The following is an 18309-nucleotide window of genomic DNA, read 5'->3' as shown; positions in this document are numbered from 1 at the left end:
CACTCAGGTTGCCTGGTGTGCCGTTTCGGAGTCTTCCGTGAGGAGCCGTTCCAGGGCGGCCCGGTCCGGCAGGTCCGGCGGCCGCACGACCTCGCCGGTGCGCACGTACAGGAAGGCGGCCGTGACCGTCTCGGGCGGCACGCCCTGCTGCTCGGCCCAGGCCAGCCGGTACACGGCGAGCTGGAGCGGGTCGGCGGTGCGGGTGCGGCTGGTCTTCCAGTCGACGATCTCGTACGTCGCCTCGTCCCCGTCGCCGTGCTTGTAGACCGCGTCGATGCGGCCCCGTACGACGCGGCCGGCGAGGGTGAGTTGGAAGGGGGCCTCGACCCGGTAGGGGGTGCGCCGGGCGTACCCGGTGCGTTCGAAGGCCTCTTTCAGGGCTTCCAGGTCCTGCTCGTCGGTGATCTCGGCGTCGCTGCCGGGCAGCTCGTCGGGTTCCAGCAGGGGCAGCGTCAGTTCCTCGAAGCGGGCTTCGAGCCAGGCGTGGAACCGGGTGCCCCGGCGCGCGGCCGGTTGCGGGGGGCGTGGCATGGGGCGCGCGAGTTCCTGCGCGAGCCCGTCCGGGTCCTCGGCCAGGCGCAGCAGCTGGGAGGCGGTGAGCGTGGCGGGCAGCGGGACGTCGGTGACGGTCTGCCGGGCGCGCAGCAGCTCGCCGGTGAGCGCGTCCAGGTCTCGGTCCCAGGAGACGATGGTGCGGGCCTCCTCCGGTGTGAGGGCGGGGTGGGGCAGCGGCTCGGCGGGGCGGGGACGGTGCGGCGGGGCGGGCGCCTGGTGCGGGACCGTGGGCCGGCCGGCGCTCCGGGCGTCCCGGTCGGCGTTCCGGTCATACCGGTCGGCGGGGTCGTCCGGGCCTGGGGCGGTCGCGTCGTACGGCGGTTCGTCCTCGCCGAAAGCGGCTGCGGCGCCGAAGGTGTCCTCGTCGTACGGGAAGTCCTCGTCGTACGGGGAGTCCTGGCCGTCCTCGTACGGCTCGTCGCCGTAGGGGTCGTCGTCCGGGGGCGGGGGCCAGTCGGGGTCGTCGAGGGCGCCGGGATCGTGGGCGGCCGGCGGGTGGGCGGTGTCCTGGGCGGCGAGGGCGTCCAGGTGGGCGAGGACGGTCTCGGCGGCCGCGCGGCGGCGGGCCAGGGCGGCGGCGTCCAGCGGGAGCGGCCACACCTGGTCGGCGCCGGCCGTGTGCAGGGCGGGATTCTCCGCGTCCTCGGCGGGCTCCTCGGCCCAGGCCTCGATCTCGCCGTAACCGGCGGCGCAGTGGTCGTGCAGGGCCTGGAGGAAGTCGGAGGGTCCGCGGGGCCTCTTCTGGCTGGGGCCCCACCAGTGGCCGGAGCCGAGCAGGAGGGAACGGGGGCGGGTGAAGGTGACGTAGCCGAGGCGGAGCTCCTCGGTGTGCTGGTGGTCCTTCATGACCTCGTGGAAGGCCTTCATGCCGCGCGCGTCCCAGCCGTCGACGTCGGGCAGGGTGTCGGCGTCGCCGCGCAGGGCGTGCGGCACCACCTTGGCCTGCGCCGTCCACTTCTCGCGGCCCTGTGCGCTGGGGAAGGTGCCCTTGACCAGTCCGGGGACGGCCACGACGTCCCATTCCAGGCCCTTGGACTTGTGGGCGGTGAGCACCTTGACGGTGTTCTCGCCGCCGGGCAGGGCGTTGTCGAGGCCCTTCTCGTACTGCGCGGCGGTGCGCAGGAAGCCGAGGAAGGCGAGCAGGGTGGCCTCGCCGTCGCTAGCGGCGAAGGACGCGGCGGTGTCCAGGAAGTTGGACAGGGTCTCGCGGCGGCGGGCGGCCAGGGCGTGCGGGGACGCGGACAGCTCCACCTCCAGACCGGTGACGGCGAGCACGCGGTGCAGGACGTCCATCAGCGGGTCGGAGAGCGAGCGGCGCAGGTCGCGCAGTTCGGCGGCCAGACGCGCGAAGCGCACGCGCGCGTCCGGCGAGAACGGCAGCCCGTCGTCATCCGCCTCGGCGTCCATGGGTGCTTCGAGGAACGTGTCGAGGGCGTCCGCGAGCGATATCACCTCGGCCGGGTCGACCCCTTCGACGGCGGCGGCGAGCCGGCGGTCGGGGTCGTCGCCGTCGTCCACGCGCGCGTGGGCGACCAGCAGGCGGGCGCGGCGGCCCAGCAGGGCGAGGTCGCGGGGGCCGATGCGCCAGCGCGGGCCGGTCAGCAGGCGCACCAGGGAGGCGTTGGCGCCGGGGTCCTGCAGAACCTCGCAGACGGCCACGAGGTCGGCGACCTCGGGCAGGTGCAGCAGGCCGGACAGGCCGACCACCTCGACGGGGACGTCCCGCGCCACGAGGGCGCCCTGGATCTCGGCGAAGTCGGTCGCCGTGCGGCACAGTACGGCGATCTCGCCGGGGGCCGTGCCGGTGTGCACGAGGTGGGCGATGGAGTCGGCGATCCAGTCGATCTCCTCGGCGTGGGTGGGCAGCAGCGCGCAGCGGACCGTGCCGTCGTACTCGGCGCCGGGGGCCGGGCGCAGGGCCTCCACGCCCGCGTGCATGGCGCGCAGGGGTTCGGCGAGCCCGTTGGCGAGGTCGAGGAGGCGGCCGCCGCTGCGGCGGTTCTCGCTGAGGGCCTGCCGGGTGGCGGGGCGGCCGTCGGCGTGCGCGAAGTGCGCGGGGAAGTCGTCGAGGTTGGCGACGGAGGCGCCGCGCCAGCCGTAGATGGCCTGGCAGGGGTCGCCGACCGCGGTCACGGGATGGCCCATGCCGTCGCCGAACAGGCCCGCCAGCAGGACGCGTTGGGCCACGGAGGTGTCCTGGTACTCGTCCAGGAGCACCACGCGGAACTCCTCCCGCAGCAGCCGGCCCACCTCGGGGATGCGGGCGAGGCGGGCGGACAGGGCGATCTGGTCGCCGAAGTCGAGCAGGTCGCGTTCGCGTTTGGCCGTCCGGTAGCGGCGGACGAGGTCGGCCAGTTCGCGGCGGGCGGCGGCCGTCTCGGGGACCTTGCGCAGATCGGCGTTGGTGAGCTTGGCGTTCTGGAGGGTGCGCAGCAGGTCCGCGTCCCAGGAGCGCAGTTCCTCGGGGTCGACAAGGTGTTCGGCGAGTTCGGAGTCGAGGGCGAGCAGGTCGCTGACGAGGTCGGCGAAGGAGCGGGTCAGCGCGGGGTAGGGGCCGGGGGCCTCGCGCAGCACGCGTGCGGCGAGCTGGTAGCGGGTGGCGTCGGCGAGCAGCCGGGAGGTGGGCTCCAGGCCGAGGCGCAGGCCGTGGTCGGTGAGGAGCCGGCCGGCGAAGGCGTGGTAGGTCGAGATCACCGGTTCGCCGGGCGGGTTGTCCGGGTCGATGACATCGGGGTCGGTGACGCCGGCCTTGATCAGTGCCTTGCGGACGCGCTCGGCCAGCTCGCCGGCGGCCTTGTTGGTGAAGGTCAGGCCGAGGACCTGTTCGGGGGCGACCTGGCCGGTGCCGACCAGCCAGACCACGCGGGCGGCCATCACGGTGGTCTTGCCCGACCCGGCTCCGGCCACGATCACCTGCGGGGCGGGCGGCGCGGTGATGCAGGCCGTCTGCTCCGGGGTGAAGGGGATGCCGAGGAGCTCTTTGAGCTGCTCGGGGTCGCTGATACGGGCGGGCATGTCGGAAAAGGCTAGCGGCGGGGACTGACAGTCGGGCCCGGATCAGCCACTCGGGGAGGAAGAAGCGCAGGTCAGCACCTGTGGTGCCGTGCGTCACCCCGGCACCTCCCGGTGGACTCCGGCGCCTCCCGGTGACTCACTCGACCACGTGCCGTCCCTCGGGCCGCGCGCTGCACGAGGCGCGGAACGCGCAGTGGGTGCAGTGCTGGCCGGTGTTCGGCGCGAACCGCTCGTCGAGGACCTTGCCGGCGGCGGTGGCCAGCAGTTCGCCGACCCACTCCCCGGACAGCGGTTCCTGGGTCTGCGTCCTGGGCAGGCTGTCGCCTCCGTCGCGCTTGGCGGCGCCCTGCCTGAGGTGCACCAGTTCGGCGCCGCCGGGTTCGGGACGTACGCCGTCGAAGGCCTCGTCGACGGCGCCTTCATGGACGGCGAGCTGGTAGACGGCGAGCTGGGGATGGCGGGCCACCTCGGCGGCGCTGGGGGCCTGCTTGCCGGTCTTGAAGTCGACCACGTAGGCGCGGCCCTCGGCGTCCGTCTCCACGCGGTCCATCTGGCCGCGGATGCGGACCTGGTAGTCGCCGGCTTCGAGGGTGACGTCGAAGTCCTGCTCGCTGGCCACCGGGGTGCGCCCGGTGCGGTCCAGCACGTGCCAGTTCAGGAAGCGTTCGAGCGCCACGCGCGCGTTGTCCTTCTCCTGCTGGGACTTCCAGGGCGCGTCGAAGGCGAGCGCGTTCCACACCGAGTCCAGGCGTTCCATGAGGACGTCGAGGTCGGCCGGGGTGCGGCCGGAGGCGACCTCGTCGGCGAGGACGTGGACGACGTTGCCGAAGCCCTGTGCGGTGGTGGCCGGGGCGTCGGCCTTCACCTCGCGGCCCAGGAACCACTGGAGGGCGCAGGTGTTGGCGAGCTGGTCGAGGGCGCTGCCGGAGAGCACGACCGGCCGGTCGTGGTGGCGCAGCGGCACCTTGCTCTCCGTCGGGTCGTACATGCCCCACCAGCGGTAGGGATGCGCGGACGGAACCAGCGGGCGGCCGTCCTCGTCGGCGAGGGCGGCGAGCCGGGCCAGGCGGCGGGCGGCGGCCTCCCGCAGGGCGGCGGACGCGCGCGGGTCGACCGTGGTGGCGCGCAGCTCGGCGACGAGCGCGGACACCGACAGCGGTCGGCGAGGGCGGCCGGTGACGTCCTTCGGCTCGACGCCGAGTTCGGTCAGGAAGCGGGACGGCTGGTCGCCGTCGTCGGCCGGTGCCTTCACCGCGGTGACGACGAGACGGTCACGCGCGCGCGTGGCGGCCACGTAGAACAGCCTGCGCTCCTCGGCGAGCAGTGCGCCCGGGGTGAGCGGTTCGGCGAGTCCGTCGCGGCCGATGCGGTCGGCCTCCAGGAGGGAGCCGCGGCGGCGCAGGTCGGGCCACAGGCCCTCCTGGACACCGGCGACGACGACCAGCCGCCATTGCAGGCCCTTGGCGCGGTGCGCGGTCATCAGGCGGACGGCGTCGGGGCGTACCGCGCGGCGCGTGAGCGTGTCGGCGGCGATGTCCTCGGCCTCGATCTCCTCCAGGAAGTTCAGTGCGCCCCGGCCTCCGGTGCGCTCCTCCGCCCGTGCGGCGGTGGCGAACAGCGCGCACACGGCGTCCAGGTCCCGGTCGGCGTTGCGGCCGGCGGCGCCGCCGCGCCGGGCAGCCCGCTCCAGGCGCGCGGGCCACGGAGTACCCTCCCACAGGTCCCACAGCGCCTCCTCGGCCGTGCCGCCGGCCGCGAGCCCTTCGCGGGCCTTGCGCAGCAGCGCGCCGAGGCGCTGTGCCCCGCGCGCGTACGCCGGGTCGTGGACGGCCAGGCGCTCGGGTTCGGCGAGCGCCCGTGCGAGCAGTACGTCGGAGGGGGGCGGCAGCGGGTTGCCTGCCGCCCGCTCCTCCTCGCGCAGGGCACGGCCGAGGCGGCGCAGGTCGGCCGGGTCCATGCCGGCGAGGGGGGAGGCGAGCAGGGTGAGGGCGGTCTCGGTGTCGAGCCAGGAGGTGTCAGGGGTGTGCTCCCCGGGTTCTTCGGGGGACGGCCGGCCCTCCGGGCCGGGTGCGGTGGCGTCCTCGTCGCGGCCGTGCGCCTCCGCCGTGGCCTCGTCGCGGCCGTGTGCCTCCGCCGTGGCCACCGCGCGCAGGGCCGTCAGCAGCGGGGTAACCGCCGGCTCGTGGCGCAGAGGCAGGTCGTCGCCGTCGATGTCCAGCGGGACGCCGGCCGCGGTGAGGGCGCGGCGGAGGGTCGGCAGGGTGCGGGAGCCGGCCCGGACCAGGACGGCCATGTCGCTCCAGGCGACGCCGTCCTCCAGGTGCGCGCGGCGCAGGATGTCCGCGATGTTGTCCAGTTCCGTACCGGCCGTCGGGTAGGTGTAGGCCTCGACGCGGCCTCCGTCCCGTACGGCGGCCGGCTCGCGGTGGGCGCGGACCTTGTCGGCGGGCAGCCGGGGCAGCGGCATGCGCTGGGTGATCAGCCGGGTGGCGGCGAGCAGGGCGGCGCCGGAGCGGCGGGCGGTGCGCAGCACCTCGACGGGGGCGGGGCGGCCGTCCGCGCGGGGGAAGGCCGCCGGGAAGTCGAGGATGCCGTTCACGTCCGCGCCCCGGAAGGCGTAGACCGACTGGTCGGGGTCGCCGAAGGCGACCAGGGTGCGGCCGCCGCCGGCCAGCGCGTGCAGGAGCCGTACCTGGGCGGGGTCGGTGTCCTGGTACTCGTCGACGTACACGGCGTCGTACTGGGCGGCGAGCCGTGCGGCGGTCTCGGGGCGGCGGGCGAGCAGGACCGCGCGGTGGACCAGTTCCGCGTAGTCGATCACGCCCTGCATGTCGAGCACGTCCAGGTACTCGGCGAGGAACGCGGCCGCGGCGCGCCAGTCGGGGCGGCCGATACGGCGGGCGAAGGCGTCCAGTGCGTCGGGGCCGAGGCCGAGCTCACGGCTGCGGGCGAGGACCGCGCGGACCTCGTCGGCGAAGCCCCTTGTGGTCAGGCAGGCGCGCAGTTCGTCGGGCCAGCGCACGTGCGCCAGTCCGAGCCGCTGCAGTTCGGGCTGCCCGGCGAGCAGCTCGCGGACGGTGACGTCCTGTTCCGGGCCGGAGAGCAGCCGCAGCGGCTCGGCGAACAGGCCGCTGTCCTGGTGGGCGCGCACCAGTGCGTAGCAGTACGAGTGGAACGTGGTCGCGTGGGGTGCGCGGGCGGCGCCGATGCGCAGGGCCATGCGGTCGCGCAGGTCGACGGCGGCCTTGCGGCTGAACGTCAGGACCAGGATCCGCTCGGGGTCGGCGCCGCGGGCGATCCGCGCGGCCACGGACTCGACGAGGGTGGTGGTCTTGCCGGTGCCGGGACCTGCGAGGACGAGCAGGGGTCCGCTGCGGTGGTCAACCACGGCGCGCTGTGCCGCGTCCAGACGAGGGGGGTCGACGGCGGCAGGCGGGGTACGGACCAGTCGGTAAGCGCCACGGCTCCCCTGCCGCACCGGGGGGTGCGGCAGGTGCCTGGTGGAGGAAGAGGAGCTCACGTGATGGGCCGGTCCTGGTGTTCGTGCTGGTGGGCGGGCGGTCACGGGCGCGAGGCGGTGGCCGCGGGGTGAGGGGGACGCGTGCAGCCGACGCTACGCCGCCGCTCCGGACGGAAGCAGGGCTTCCGCTTCTTCCCTCGCGGCGCTCGTGCCACCTGCGTCCCACACTCCACGAACGTACGCCATGCCACGGACGTCCCCCATGTCACCCGATCGGGCCACGGGCTCTCCCCGAGGGCATCGGATGGCGGAAGCTGTCAGGTGTGAGCCACCGCGCCCGCCCCGCCGTCCCATCGGGCCCGCCGCATGTCGATCCGCGGCAGATGCCCCTCGGCGCTCCTGGCTGCCTCCTTCAGCGGGGTGCCCTCAGCGCGGTAGTGGGCGAGCGCGCGCAGTTCGTGGCCGGGCAGCAGCACCCCGTCGGCGCGTACGACACGCCACCACGGGACGGCGCCTCCGTACAGCGACATCACCCGGCCCACCTGGCGCGGTCCGCCTTCCCCGAGCCACTCGGCGACATCGCCGTACGTCATGACCCGACCCGGCGGGATCCGCTCGGCGACCTCGAGGACCCGCTCGGCGTACTCGGGCAGCGCGTCGGCGTACCCCTCGCGGGTGTCCTCGGCAGGGCTCCGGTCGCTCATGCGCCCCATCCTGCCGCACCCCACCGACATCGCGGCGCGGACCGCGAGGAACGTCCCTCTCGCCCTCGGACGGCGCGTCCGGCAGACTGTGCGCCCGCGCATCCGCACCCTGATGCCCCCGTGTGTCGGTCGGGCATGCCACCATCGTGCGGGCGGTGACTGGTGATACGAGACCAAGAAGAGACCATGAAGCAGCAGGGCGTGCACCCCGAAGACGCGGCGGGCACCCCTGACGCCGCCGCGCGCCCCGACACCGCCGGTGGCGCACAGGACGACAGCACACGCGCGCGTGAGAACGGCGCAGACGACGGCACGGGCGCGCGTGAGAACGGCGCGGCCGACGGAAACGACGGCACCGAGGGAGCGCACGTCCAGAACACGCCTCACGGCCACGGTTCGTGCGCCGACGACGATCCGCACGCCGAGGCCGTGGAGGGCGACGAACCGCTGCTCCCCGCGCGCGTGCACCGTCCGTCCGACCTCATGCGGCTCCTGGTGGGTGTGCTCGCCATCGTGGTGCTGCTCGCGATCGCCGCGTTCGCGCACGGCACCACCTCGGGCTTCGAACAGGACATCAACAAGGGCACCGGTCAGGCACCCGACCTGCTCATCAAGATCGCGGGTCTGGCGTCCAGCATCGCGATCCTGCTGGTGCCGGTCGCCTTCGCGATCGAGCGGCTGATCAAACGCGACGGGCTGCGCATCGCCGACGGCGTCCTCGCTGCGGTCCTCGCGCACGGAGTGACCCTCGCGACAGACCTGTGGGTCGCGCGGGCCGCCCCGAATTCGATCCAGGAGGCGCTCACCCAGCCGTCCCCGGGCGACATCCACGCCCTGACCGACCCCGTGCACGGCTATCTGGCCCCCGTCATCGCCTACATGACGGCCGTCGGCATGTCCCGCAGACCCAGATGGCGTGCGGTGCTGTGGATCGTGCTGCTGCTCGACGCGTTCTCCATGCTGGTCACCGGCTACACGACCCCCTTCTCGATCATCCTGACGGTGCTGATCGGCTGGACCATCGCCTACGGCACGCTGTACGCGGTCGGCTCCCCCAATGTCCGCCCCACCGGGCAGACGCTGATGGCAGGCCTCAGGCACGTCGGCTTCCACCCCGTCAGCGCGGCCCGCGAGGAGGCCGTGGAGACGGAGAACGGCGACCGCGGCCGGCGGTACTTCGTCACCCTGGAGGACGGCCCGCCGCTGGACGTCACGGTCGTGGACCGGGAACAGCAGGCCCAGGGCTTCTTCTACCGCGCGTGGCGCAATCTCACCCTGCGCGGCTTCGCCACCCGCTCCAGCCTCCAGTCGCTGCGCCAGGCGCTGGAACAGGAGGCGCTGCTGGCGTACGCGGCGATCGCGGCCGGCGCCAACGCACCCAAGCTGATCGCCACCGCCGAACTCGGTCCTGACGCCGTCATGCTCGTCTACGAGCACACCGGCGGGCGCACGCTCGACTCGCTGGCCGACGAGGAGATCACCGACGAGCTGCTGCGCAACACCTGGCACCAGGTTCAGGCGCTGCAGTCACGGCGCATCGCACACCGCAGGCTCGCGGGCGACGCGATTCTGGTGGATCGTTCCGGCAGGGTGATCCTCACCGAACTGCGCGGCGGAGAGATCGCCGCCGGCGAGCTGCTGCTGCGCATGGACGTGGCCCAGCTGGTCACGACGCTGGGTCTGCGCGTGGGCGCCGAGCGCGCGGTGGCCTCGGCCGTCCGGGTGCTCGGGCCCGACGCGGTCGCCGACTGCCTGCCCCTGCTCCAGCCGATCGCCCTGACCCGCTCCACGCGCGCGACGCTGCGCAGACTGGCCCGGGAACAGGCCCAGCGCGAGCGCGAGGCGGTCCTGAAGGCGTCCCGGCAGGCCAAGCAGGCGCGCCCGGAGGCAGCCGGAGCGGAGGGCACGGAGGCCCCGGAGAAGGCCGACAAGAAGGCCGTACGCGCCCAGGAACGGGCCGAGAAGCGGGCCGTCGACGAGGCTCTGGAGGAGGCGCGCGAGGAGGATCTGCTCACCCAGATCCGCCATGAGGTGCTGCGGATCAGGCCGCAGGCGCCGGTGGAGCCGGCCCGGCTGGAGCGAGTGCGGCCGCGCACGCTGATCAGTTTCATCGCCGGTGCCATCGGCGCGTACTTCCTGCTGACGCAGCTCACCCACATCGAGTTGGGGCCGCTCGTGGCCAACGCCCAGTGGGGCTGGGTCGTCGCCGCCGTGCTGTTCGCGGCGCTCAGCTATGTCGCGGCGGCCATGCAGCTGCTGGGGTTCGTGCCCGAGCGGGTGCCGTTCCTGCGGGCCGTGGCGGCCCAGGTGGCCGGCTCCTTCGTGAAGATCGTGGCACCCGCCGCGGTCGGCGGGGTGGCCCTCAACACGCGGTATCTGCAGCGCTCGGGGGTCCGGCCGGGGCTCGCGGTGGCGAGCGTGGGCGCCTCGCAGCTGGCCGGGCTCGGCTTCCACATCCTGATGCTGCTGTCCTTCGGCTATCTCACCGGCACCGAGAAGACGCCGTCCCTGTCGCCGTCCCGGACGGTCATCGCGGGCCTGCTGACGGTCGCGGTGCTGGTGCTCGTGGTGACCTCGGTGCCGTTCCTGCGGAAATTCGTCGTCACGCGCGTGCGGTCACTGTTCGCGGGGGTCGTGCCCCGCATGCTCGACGTGCTGCAGCGGCCCCAGAAGCTGATCACCGGGATCGGCGGCATCCTGCTGCTGACGTTCTGCTTCGTGATGTGCCTGGACGCCTCCATCCGGGCGTTCGGCGACGGCTCGGCCTCGCTCAGCATCGCCAGCGTCGCCGTGGTCTTCCTCGCCGGCAACGCGCTCGGGTCCGCGGCGCCCACCCCGGGCGGCGTGGGCGCCGTGGAGGCGACCCTGACGGTCGGCCTGATCGCCGTCGGCCTGCCCAAGGAGGTCGCCGCCCCGGCCGTCCTGCTCTACCGCCTGCTGACCCTGTGGCTGCCGGTGCTGCCGGGCTGGCTGGCCTTCAACCAGCTCACCCGCAAGGGAGCCCTGTAGGGCGCCCCAGAGCCGCGCAACGGCGCCGGGGCGCCCGTACCTCGTACGGCTCGCGCCCCGCGCGCCCCGGCGTGCACGCCTCCAGGATGGGAACATGGCGAATCCCTCCCGGCTGCGCGCCGCCGCCCTGGCCACCGCCGGCCTGCTGCTCTCCACCCTGCTGGCCGGGTGCGGCGACGGCGGCAAGGACGGCGACCTCGCGGCGCAGAAGCTGGACTGGAAGGACTGCCCGGCTCCGTCGGAGGCCGAGGGCGGCGGCAGCGCCCCGTCCCCGCTGCCGAACGGCGGCACATGGCAGTGCGCCACCATGAAGGCGCCCCTGGACTGGAGCAGTCCGAAGGGCGACACCATCGGCATCGCCCTGATCCGCGCCAAGGCCAGCGGCCCCGCGAGCCGGCGGATCGGCTCGCTCGTGTTCAATTTCGGTGGCCCCGGCGGCAGCGGCGTCAGCTCGCTGCCCGCGTTCGCCTCGGACTACGCGGCCCTGCGCACCCGCTACGACCTGGTCAGCTTCGACCCGCGCGGGGTCGGCCGCAGCGCGCCGGTGAAGTGCGAGACCGACTCCCAGCTGGACGTGTTCTTCCAGCAGGACGCCACCCCCGACGACAGCGCCGAGCGCACCCAACTCCTGGACCGCACCAAGCAGTTCAACGCGGCCTGCGAGAAGAACTCCAAGAAGATCCTGCCGCACGTGGCGACCACCGACGCGGCCCGCGACATGGACCTGATGCGTCAGGTCCTCGGCGACGACAAACTGCACTACTTCGGCATCTCCTACGGCACCGAACTAGGCGGTGTGTACGCCCACCTGTTCCCCAAGAACGTCGGCCGGGCCGTGCTCGACGCCGTGATCGACCCCACGCAGAACCCCGAACAGAGCGCGCTCGGACAGGCCCGGGGCTTCCAGCTCGCGCTGGACAACTTCGCCGAGGACTGCACGTCGAAGCCCACGCAATGCCCGATCGGAAGCACCCCGCAGGATGTGAAGAACCGCATCGCGAAACTGCTGAACGACCTGGAGAAGACGCCGATCCCCGGCATCGCGCCGCGCCAGCTCACCCAGACCGCCGCGACGAACGGCATCGCGCAGTCCCTGTACTCCAAGGACTTCTGGCAGTACCTCACCGAGGGCCTCGAGCAGGCGTACGCGGGCGACGGCAAGATCCTCATGCTGTTGTCCGACGCGATGAACGGCCGCAGCGAAGACGGCGAGTACAGCAACATCACCGCGGCGAACATCGCCATCAGCTGCGCCGACCAGAAGCCGCGGTACACCGCCGACTACGTCCAGCAGAAGCTGCCCGAGTTCCGTGCGGCCTCCCCCCTGTTCGGGGACTACCTGGCCTGGGGCATGCTCAGCTGCACCGACTGGCCGGTGGCGGGTGCCGCCGACCATCCCGACGTCAGCGCGCCCGGCTCGGCGCCCATCCTCGTCGTCGGCAACACGGGCGATCCGGCCACCCCCTACGAGGGTGCGAAGAAGATGGTGGACGCGCTCGGCAAGGGCGTGGCCGTCGAGCTGACGTACAAGGGCCAGGGACACGGTGCGTACGACAGCAGGAACAGGTGCGTGCAGAGCGCGGTGAACGGCTACCTGCTGGACGGGAAAGAACCGCAGGCCGGCACGGTCTGCTCCTGAGGCACACCGGAGCCTCAAACCCCCGCGACCTTGAAGAAACCGCTGGTCAGAGGGTTATCCACAGGCCGTCACGGGCTCGGTCGGGCGCGCCTACCATGGCCTGAACGCCCGGCGCGGCAGGACGCGAAGGGCCTGTGAGGGGGGTGCGTATGAGGCGGTTCCTGCGCTGGACGGCGGCGGTTCGCGCCGCTCAAGGTACGTCCACCACCGACACCCCACTCGGCGCTGCCCGGATGCACTGCTTCGGCATCTCCTACGGCACCGGACTCGGCGGTGTGTACGCCCACTTGTTCCCGAAGCGGGTGGGACGGCTGATCCTCGACGCGGTGGTCGACCCGACCGCTGACGCGGTGGGCCATGCCGAGAACCAGACCCGCGGCTTCCAACGGGCTCCGGACGACGACCTGAAGTCGACCGGCCAGGGCCCCCAGCAGGGCACCCGGAAGATCGCGGCCCTGCTGCGGCGAATCGGCGAATCCAGCCGGCCGAGGCTGGCCGCTGCGCTCGACTCGGCGCAGAAGGGGGACGGTTCGCCGCTGCCGGCGCGCGCGGACGGCTACAACGAACGGCACTCCTCGAGGCGCTACGGCACGAAGTCCCGCTCCCAGCAGGTCATATCGCCTCTGGACGAGAGGGAGCGGCCGGCGGAGTTCGAGCGGATCTCGCCGGTGATCGGGGGACTTCCTGGGCTGGGACACGGCCGGCCGGTGCCACGACCGGCCGGTGCCGGGCCAGTTCACGACTGGGGAGGTCAGCGCACCGGGTGCGGCGCCGGTCCTGCTGGTCGGCAACACCTGCGACCCGGCCACGCCTTACGAGGGCGCCCGCAGCATGGCCAACGCACTGGGCAGGGGCGCCGGTGCCGAGCTCAACGGGACGGTGCGGAAGGACGGCAAGCCCTGCTCCTGACGTGGACGGGGGCCCCGGGCGCCGAACACGCCCGAGACCCCCGCCACCCGCACCGGGGAACCGGCTCAGTAGACCGGCTTGTGCGGTTCGATCTGGTTGACCCAGCCGATGACGCCGCCGCCGACGTGGACGGCGTCGGCGAAGCCCGCGGACTTCAGGACGGCCAGGACTTCCGCACTGCGGACCCCCGTCTTGCAGTGCAGGACGATCTTCTTGTCCTGCGGGAGGCCCTCCAGGGCGGTGCCCATGAGGAACTCGTTCTTCGGGATCAGTCTGGCGCCCGGGATGGAGACGATCTCGTACTCGTTCGGCTCGCGGACGTCGATGATCTCGATGTTCTCGCCGTCGTCGATCCACTCCTTGAGCTGCTTCGGAGTGATCGTGGAGTCGGCAGCCGCCGCCTGGGCCTCCTCGGACACGACGCCGCAGAAGGCTTCGTAGTCGATGAGCTCGGTGACGGTCGGGTTCTCGCCGCAGACCGCGCAGTTCGGGTCCTTGCGGACCTTGACCTGGCGGTACGTCATCTCCAGGGCGTCGTAGATCATCAGGCGGCCGACCAGCGGCTCGCCGATGCCCGCGAGGAGCTTGATGGCCTCGTTGACCTGGATGGAGCCGATGGACGCGCAGAGCACGCCCAGGACGCCGCCCTCGGCGCAGGAGGGGACCATGCCGGGGGGCGGGGGCTCCGGGTAGAGGCAGCGGTAGCAGGGGCCGTGCTCGGACCAGAAGACGGAGGCCTGGCCGTCGAAGCGGTAGATCGACCCCCACACGTACGGCTTGTTCAGCAGCACGCACGCGTCGTTGACCAGGTAGCGCGTCGCGAAGTTGTCGGTGCCGTCGACGATCAGGTCGTACTGGCTGAAGATGTCCATCACGTTCTCGGCTTCGAGCCGCTCCTCGTGAAGGATCACGTTCACGTACGGGTTGATGCCCTTGACGGTGTCACGGGCGGACTCGGCCTTGGAGCGGCCGATGTCGGACTGGCTGTGGATGATCTGGCGCTGCAGGTTCGACTCGTCCACCTCGTCGAACTCCACGATGCCGAGGGTGCCCACGCCCGCGGCGGCCAGGTACATCAGCGCCGGCGAGCCCAGGCCGCCGGCGCCCACACACAGCACCTTGGCGTTCTTCAGCCGCTTCTGCCCGTCCATGCCCACGTCGGGGATGATCAGGTGGCGGGAGTACCTGCGGACCTCGTCTACGGTGAGCTCAGAGGCTGGCTCAACCAGGGGTGGCAGCGACACGGGGACTCCGTTGGTCGGTCAATCACTACAGATATTCTCCCCGTAACACTGCCACGGCCTTCTTCATTCCGAGACACCCGTTCCGATGCGCGAGACGATTTCGTCCCAGTAGCCGGGCATGGTCTCCCAGGGGTCGCTGCGGCCGCCTCGGTCCGTGCGGTCGGTGAAGTAGATCGTCGCCGCTCCCTGCCAGCGCGCGATACGCAGTGCCTCCTCCAGATGGCCGCGGGGCACGCTGTGCACGAAGTGGCAGAAGCGGTCCGGCGGGTAGTCGGCGGTCCACTCGGCGACCTGCGACCAGCGGTAGTCGGACCAGGGGCCGGAGAAGGTCACCAGTTGATCGGCGTTCTCCGCGTACCCGGGGTGCGGATGGCTGCCGTGGCCGAGGACGATGTGGGCGGTGTCACTGATCGTCCGGAGCGTGGTGACCGCGCGGCGGACTTCGGGGAGCGCGGTGCGGTCGGTGGGGCAGCGGTCCAGCAGGAAGCCGTCGACGCGGTACCAGTCGAGGTGGCGGTGGGCGTCGGAGAGCAGGTCGGCGAAGGCGCGGGTGCCGTGGGCGAGGTCCAGGTGGCCGAGGACCCGGACGCCCGCTCGCCGCAGCCGGCCCGCGGCCTCCAGGCAGTGCGGGTCCGGGCGGGTGCCGGGGCCGGCGGCCACGTTCAGGACCACCCAGTCCAGCGGGGTGCCCGGGCGGGCGAGCTCGGCCCACTGGGCGGGAGCGACGAGGGGGTGGGCGTAGCCGGGGACGCCGATGGCGGTGCGCAGGCCGGTGCTCGTGGCGCCTGCTGTGGTGCTGGTCAGATGCGGCATGCCGCCTCCATCCAGATGTCGGCCAGGGATTCTTCGAGGTTGATGCGGGGCCGCCAGCCGAGCCGGTCGCGCGCGGTGCGCACGTCGGCCTGCTGCCAGCTGCCGCAGCCGTCCGGGTACGGGTACGCCATCGGGGCCGCGTGGTCGGAGTCGGCGCGGGGGTGGCCGATGGCGCTGCGCAGCGGGCCGGGCGGGGCGTCGAGTTCGTGCAGGGCGCCGCCGTATCCGGCCACGCGCGCGAGGACGGCGGCGGCGTCGCGGAGGCGGACGGCGCGGCCGGAGCCGATGTTGATGACGCCCTGCGCGGCGGAGAGCGAGGCGGCGTGCACGGCGCGGGCGACGTCGCGTACGTCGACGAAGTCGCGCTGCACGCCGAGGCCGCCGAGTTTGAGCTCACCGTCGCCGGACTGCATGGCGCGCCGCATGGCCTCGGCGAGCCGGCCCAGCGGGGAGCCGGCCGGGGTGCCGGGGCCGGCCGGGGAGAAGATCCGCAGTACGACGGCGTCCAGTCCGGAGCCGAGGACCAGCTCGGTCGCGGCGAGCTTGCTCACGCCGTACGGGCCGCCGGGGCGCGGTACGGCGTCCTCGGCGGTCGAGGAGCCGGGCTGGCTCGGCCCGTACTCGGAGCTGCAGCCGATCTGCACCAGCCGGGCCCCGCAGCCGCTGCGGCGCAGGGCCTCGCAGACGGTGGCGACGGCCACGGTGTTGTGCCGGGTCAGTTCGCGGGCACCGCCGCGGATGGCGCCGGCGCAGTTGACGACGACCCCGGGGTGGACCGCGTCGAGGAAGCGGGTGAGGGCGCCGGGGCTGCCCGTGGCGAGGTCGAAACGGACGTCGGCGTCGTCGCCGCGGCCGAGCGCGGTGAGCTGTACGGCCGGGTCGGCGAGCAGGCGGTCGGCGACGAAGCGGCCGATGTATCCGTTGGCTCCGATCAGCAGAACCCTCATCGGACGGCTCCCTGGGTGCGGGCGCCGGCCTGACGGGCGGGGCCGAGGTGATGACCGGCAGGGCCCATGTGACCGGCGGCGCCGAGGGGTTCCGTGGGCCGGGAGGGGGCGGCGGGTCCGCTCTCTCCCGCGGTGCCGGCGGATCCGGTGGTTTCCCGGACTCCGGCTCCGGCGGTCCCGGCGGATTGTGCGCCTGCGGCTGCGACTGCTGCGGACGCGCCGGCGGCTCCGGGGTCTCCGGACGCTCCGGGTCGGGAGGTGGTCATCTGGCTTTCTCCTTCAAAAGGCGTGGTGCGGTCGCCTCCGGCGGCGGTTCGGGCCGGTGGCGGAAGATTCAGTCGGGGGCTCCGGTGGGCGCGTGCGCCGAGGCCTGGGTGAGGGTGCGGCCGGCGTGGAACAGCAGGGCCAGCGCGGCCGTGCCGCAGGCGAGGGCCGGGACGGCGGCCTCGCCCCAGGCGTCCAGCAGCGTGCGTACGGGGGCCGTCAGGACGGCACAGCCCGGCAGCCTTCCGGCCAGCGGCAGGGCGAGGGCCACCGCCTCCGTGGCCGCCGCGGCACCGAGCACCACGGCCGGGGCGTGCCGGTGGCCGTGGACGGTGAGCAGGCGGGCGAGCAGCAGCAGGGCGCCCAGGGCGAGGGTCTGCGGGTAGGCCACGGGTCCGTGCAGGACGGTGCCGCACACCAGGAGCAGGGCGGTGAGCGCGCCCAGGAACAGGGCGAACGTGCCGAACAGCAACGGCTTGGCGGCGGCTGTGAAGTCCTCCAGACCCCGGCTGCCGGCGAGCCTGCGGCGGGCGCCCGCGCTGAGCAGGTGGGCGCACCAGGCCGCCGGGGCACAGGCCAGGATCAGGGCCAGGGCGGGGGCGACGGCCGTGGGCCAAGGGCCGTCCGGGATGCCGGTCGGCAGGGCATCGGGGCCACCGGTCGCGACGGCGTGGAGGAGGCCGTCGCCGAGGAGGGCGTACCCGAGCAGCCACAGGGTCCACGCACGCGTGCCGTACGCCGTGCGCCACGCGTGCGTGCCGGGCGGACTGGCGAGGGGGCCGCGGCGCAGCGCGGCGCGCGTGGCGAGGGCCACGGCGAGGATGCCGACGGCGGCGGCCAGGAGGCGGGGGTGTCCGTGGGTGAGGCGCAGTCCGGCCACGGTGGCCGCGCCGAGAGCGCCCGGCAGGAGGGTGAGCAGGATCCAGTCGGCGCGCACGCGGGGTACGGGCAGGGGCTCGGGGTCTGGGCCCTGCTCGCCGCCTCGCGGCACGCGCGCGTACAGCTCCTCGGCGAGCGAGAAGACATCGCGGTGGCGGAAGCGGGCGGCGGTCCGGTCGGTGACACCGTGCGCCTCCAGCCCGGCGGCGATCTCCAGCGGGTCCACGGCCCGCTCGCACAGCTCACGGTGCCGGTGCAGCAGGGCTTTCACGGGGTCGGCGGCGCCACGCCGGGGCGCGGCGACGCGCCGTTTGCCCGACTCCCCGTTGCCCGGGCGGGAGTTGTCCGGCGCCGGCCGTGTGGCGGCGCCCGTGGCGAGCGGTCCAAGGCGGCCCGGCCGCCCGTCCGGCGCGGCGGTGCCGACGGGGCCTCGCGCACCGGAGACGGAGGCGGACGGCGCCGACGAGGTGGCGCCGTACGGGACTTCCTCGGGGCCCCGCTCTGTCCCGAACCACTCCCCCGGCCCCGGGTCCCAGGGCTCAGCCGCGCTGGGCATCCCGGGCCGGTCCATCCCGCCCGGCGCACCGGCCACCCGCCCGCCGTCGTCACAAGCCCCCGGCGCGACGGCCGAACCGGAGCCCTCGGCTCCCTCCGGCACGCCGGTGCCCAGCCCGCTCAGCGCCTCCGGTGCCCCGGCAGCCGAGCCCAAGCTCCCCGCCCCGTCCGCCACCCCGGCAGCCGAACCCGACAACCCCATGTCCGGCGCACCCGGCGCACCCGGCGCCCCGGCGCCCGAATCCGCGTGGCCCAGCCCCGCCGGCGCCCCCCTGCCCAGCGGGCCGAGGTCTCGTAGCGCGTCCCGGTCGCTCAA

General features: G+C 73.7%; 9 protein-coding genes and 1 pseudogene. 3 read left to right on the top strand and 7 right to left on the bottom strand.

The genetic code is table 11. From position 1 onward, the window contains the following. Positions 1 to 3 precede the first annotated feature (3 nt). The 3 genes from ABT288_RS18135 to ABT288_RS18125 form a co-directional block, all read right to left on the bottom strand. A complete protein-coding gene (locus ABT288_RS18135; RefSeq protein ID WP_351608414.1) occupies positions 4 to 3570 on the bottom strand; it encodes an ATP-dependent helicase in 3567 nt (1188 codons plus the stop codon). Between the two features lie 136 nt (positions 3571 to 3706). After that, positions 3707 to 7090, bottom strand: coding sequence for an ATP-dependent helicase (locus ABT288_RS18130; protein WP_351608412.1), 3384 nt, complete (start codon positions 7088 to 7090; stop codon positions 3707 to 3709). Positions 7091 to 7347: 257 nt separating this feature from the next. Beyond that, entirely contained in the window at positions 7348 to 7743 is a 396-nt protein-coding gene (locus tag ABT288_RS18125; protein ID WP_451334541.1) for an MGMT family protein, read from the bottom strand. Between the two features lie 177 nt (positions 7744 to 7920). Here ABT288_RS18125 and ABT288_RS18120 point away from each other — a divergent pair, with 177 nt between their 5' ends. From ABT288_RS18120 to ABT288_RS18110, 3 genes and pseudogenes are all read left to right on the top strand, one after another. Then, a complete protein-coding gene (locus ABT288_RS18120) occupies positions 7921 to 10743 on the top strand; it encodes a lysylphosphatidylglycerol synthase domain-containing protein (protein WP_351608406.1) in 2823 nt (940 codons plus the stop codon). Positions 10744 to 10837: 94 nt separating this feature from the next. Then, positions 10838 to 12382 (top strand): alpha/beta hydrolase, encoded by a 1545-nt coding sequence (locus ABT288_RS18115; protein WP_351608404.1) that lies wholly within the window; start codon positions 10838 to 10840, stop codon positions 12380 to 12382. Positions 12383 to 12555: 173 nt separating this feature from the next. Next, positions 12556 to 13291, top strand: a pseudogene (locus ABT288_RS18110) (alpha/beta fold hydrolase); the annotation flags it as partial. Between the two features lie 65 nt (positions 13292 to 13356). On the opposite strand, the gene moeZ reads toward ABT288_RS18110, so the two are convergent. The 4 genes from moeZ to ABT288_RS18090 form a co-directional block, all read right to left on the bottom strand. Then, complete coding sequence (gene moeZ, locus ABT288_RS18105; RefSeq protein WP_351608401.1) at positions 13357 to 14535, bottom strand: adenylyltransferase/sulfurtransferase MoeZ; 1179 nt, start codon at positions 14533 to 14535, stop codon at positions 13357 to 13359. Positions 14536 to 14598: 63 nt separating this feature from the next. Then, positions 14599 to 15348, bottom strand: coding sequence for a spherulation-specific family 4 protein (locus ABT288_RS18100; RefSeq protein WP_351608398.1), 750 nt, complete (start codon positions 15346 to 15348; stop codon positions 14599 to 14601). Continuing rightward, positions 15336 to 16295, bottom strand: coding sequence for an NAD-dependent epimerase/dehydratase family protein (locus ABT288_RS18095; RefSeq protein WP_351608395.1), 960 nt, complete (start codon positions 16293 to 16295; stop codon positions 15336 to 15338). Before ABT288_RS18095 ends, ABT288_RS18100 begins: the two co-directional genes overlap by 13 nt. A 334-nt stretch (positions 16296 to 16629) precedes the next feature. Further along, complete coding sequence (locus ABT288_RS18090; RefSeq protein WP_351608445.1) at positions 16630 to 18009, bottom strand: hypothetical protein; 1380 nt, start codon at positions 18007 to 18009, stop codon at positions 16630 to 16632. Between the last annotated feature and the right edge of the window lie 300 nt (positions 18010 to 18309).

The sequence above is a fragment of the Streptomyces sp. NPDC001093 genome (assembly GCF_040298985.1).
Classification (GTDB): domain Bacteria; phylum Actinomycetota; class Actinomycetes; order Streptomycetales; family Streptomycetaceae; genus Streptomyces.
Note: the sequence above shows the minus strand (reverse complement) of the source record. Positions and strands in the feature narration are given on the sequence as shown.